Below are 2,651 nucleotides of genomic sequence, written 5' to 3' on the forward strand. Positions count from 1 at the left end.
CGGGTTGCCCCATTCGGACATCTGCGGATCAATTCGTGTGTGCCAATCCCCGCAGCTTTTCGCAGCTTACCACGTCCTTCGTCGCCTCTGAAAGCCTAGGCATCCGCCATACGCCCTTAACGATTTCTTTCCTAATAATTATATTAGTTCAGTATTTTTTGATAAACTTACGTCTATCGATATTTTTATAAACTCGGCACTCGAAAGTGCTCGGTTATCTCTTTGTGATGTCTTTACCGTTAATGTCAATGATCTTAATGTCTTCTTGTCCTACCGATGAACAGATATTGTTTTTGGCTCTATCCGTAACTTTTAAATCAGTATTCCAAAACTGTGGAGAATAAGGGAGTCGAACCCTTGACCTCCTGCGTGCAAGGCAGGCGCTCTAGCCAGCTGAGCTAATTCCCCCTCTAGTAGAAATTTTAAATCCTAGATTATAAATTTTAAATGAAACATGCGTTATAATCTAAAATATATAATTTTTAATCTATAATTCCCTTCAATTAGTAGTCTCGGGCAGGCTCGAACTGCCGACCTCTACATTATCAGTGTAGCGCTCTAACCAGCTGAGCTACGAGACTTCATTATTAATTTTAAATTTTAAATTGAAAATTTTAAATGATTATTTAAATCTAAAATCTATAATTTATAATCTAAAATCTCTCTATCCCTTTACTAATTTCTAGTGGGTTTTGTATTGTTAATATAACCAACCAAACAAAAAACTAAAGCCTTACTTTAAGTAAGTACATGTATCTTGCGATACTAATTTTGTTTATCGTCTTTTAGACGCTCTAAAATGAGATGTTCCAGCCGCACCTTCCGGTACGGCTACCTTGTTACGACTTAGCCCTAGTTACCTGTTTTACCCTAGGCAGCTCCTGTTACGGTCACCGACTTCAGGTACCCCAGACTTCCATGGCTTGACGGGCGGTGTGTACAAGGCCCGGGAACGTATTCACCGCGCCATGGCTGATGCGCGATTACTAGCGATTCCAGCTTCATAGAGTCGAGTTGCAGACTCCAATCCGAACTGAGACCAGCTTTCGAGATTTGCATCACATCGCTGTGTAGCTGCCCTCTGTACTGGCCATTGTATTACGTGTGTGGCCCAAGGCGTAAGGGCCGTGATGATTTGACGTCATCCCCACCTTCCTCTCTACTTGCGTAGGCAGTCTCACTAGAGTCCCCAACTTAATGATGGCAACTAGTGACAGGGGTTGCGCTCGTTGCAGGACTTAACCTAACACCTCACGGCACGAGCTGACGACAACCATGCAGCACCTTGAAAAATGTCCGAAGAAAAGTCTATTTCTAAACCTGTCATTTCCCATTTAAGCCTTGGTAAGGTTCCTCGCGTATCATCGAATTAAACCACATAATCCACCGCTTGTGCGGGCCCCCGTCAATTCCTTTGAGTTTCATTCTTGCGAACGTACTCCCCAGGTGGCTAACTTATCACTTTCGCTTAGTCTCTGATTCCGAAAAACCAAAAACGAGTTAGCATCGTTTACGGCGTGGACTACCAGGGTATCTAATCCTGTTCGCTCCCCACGCTTTCGTCCATCAGCGTCAGTTGTTGCTTAGTAACCTGCCTTCGCAATTGGTGTTCTAAGTAATATCTATGCATTTCACCGCTACACTACTTATTCCAGCTACTTCAACAACACTCAAGACTTGCAGTATCAATGGCAGTTTCACAGTTAAGCTGTGAGATTTCACCACTGACTTACAAATCCGCCTACGGACCCTTTAAACCCAATAAATCCGGATAACGCTTGCACCCTCCGTATTACCGCGGCTGCTGGCACGGAGTTAGCCGGTGCTTATTCGTATAGTACCTTCAGCTAGATACACGTATCTAGGTTTATCCCTATACAAAAGAAGTTTACAACCCATAGGGCCGTCGTCCTTCACGCGGGATGGCTGGATCAGGCTCTCACCCATTGTCCAATATTCCTCACTGCTGCCTCCCGTAGGAGTCTGGTCCGTGTCTCAGTACCAGTGTGGGGGATCACCCTCTCAGGCCCCCTAAAGATCGCAGACTTGGTGAGCCGTTACCTCACCAACTATCTAATCTTGCGCGTGCCCATCTCTATCCACCGGAGTTTTCAATATCAACTGATGCCAGTCAATATATTATGGGGTATTAATCTTCCTTTCGAAAGGCTATCCCCCAGATAAAGGCAGGTTGCACACGTGTTCCGCACCCGTGCGCCGCTCTCAAGTCTCCGAAGAGACTCTACCGCTCGGCTTGCATGTGTTAGGCCTCCCGCTAGCGTTCATCCTGAGCCAGGATCAAACTCTCCATTGTATGTTTGTCTGACTCACTCAAAGTTTTTTAACGCTTTAGTTTTTCCTTACTTGGTTGTTATATTGTATGTCAATGATCTTTATATCTTTCGCTTTTTAATGAAGCACTCTTCTCTGTCAGTGGCGCTTCATATTTGCGAGTGCAAAAGTAATTATTTATTTTGATATGACCAAGTGTTCCGAAAGAAAATTTTAAAGTTTTTTTTAACTAACCTTAACCCTTTCAAAAACCTCAATCTCTCTACTCCTGCGCTCCCTTAATTGGGACTGCAAAGATAAGAACTTTATTCTAACTCACAAATTTTATCTGATAAAATTAAAAGCTTTTTTTTTCGTCC

2 tRNA genes and 2 rRNA genes are annotated in these 2,651 nt (G+C 43.6%); all 4 read right to left on the reverse strand.

The window, feature by feature from the left end:
- Positions 1–130 (reverse strand): 23S ribosomal RNA (locus J2772_RS24060); the annotation flags it as partial.
- A gap of 204 nt (positions 131–334) precedes the next feature.
- A tRNA-Ala gene (locus J2772_RS24065) sits at positions 335–408 on the reverse strand.
- 99 nt (positions 409–507) lie between these two features.
- Positions 508–581, reverse strand: a tRNA-Ile gene (locus J2772_RS24070).
- A gap of 216 nt (positions 582–797) precedes the next feature.
- Positions 798–2,314 (reverse strand): 16S ribosomal RNA (locus J2772_RS24075).
- Between the last annotated feature and the right edge of the window lie 337 nt (positions 2,315–2,651).

Origin of the sequence: Chryseobacterium jejuense, assembly GCF_017877355.1 — a bacterium.
In the GTDB taxonomy this organism is placed as follows: Bacteria; Bacteroidota; Bacteroidia; order Flavobacteriales; family Weeksellaceae; genus Chryseobacterium; species Chryseobacterium jejuense_A.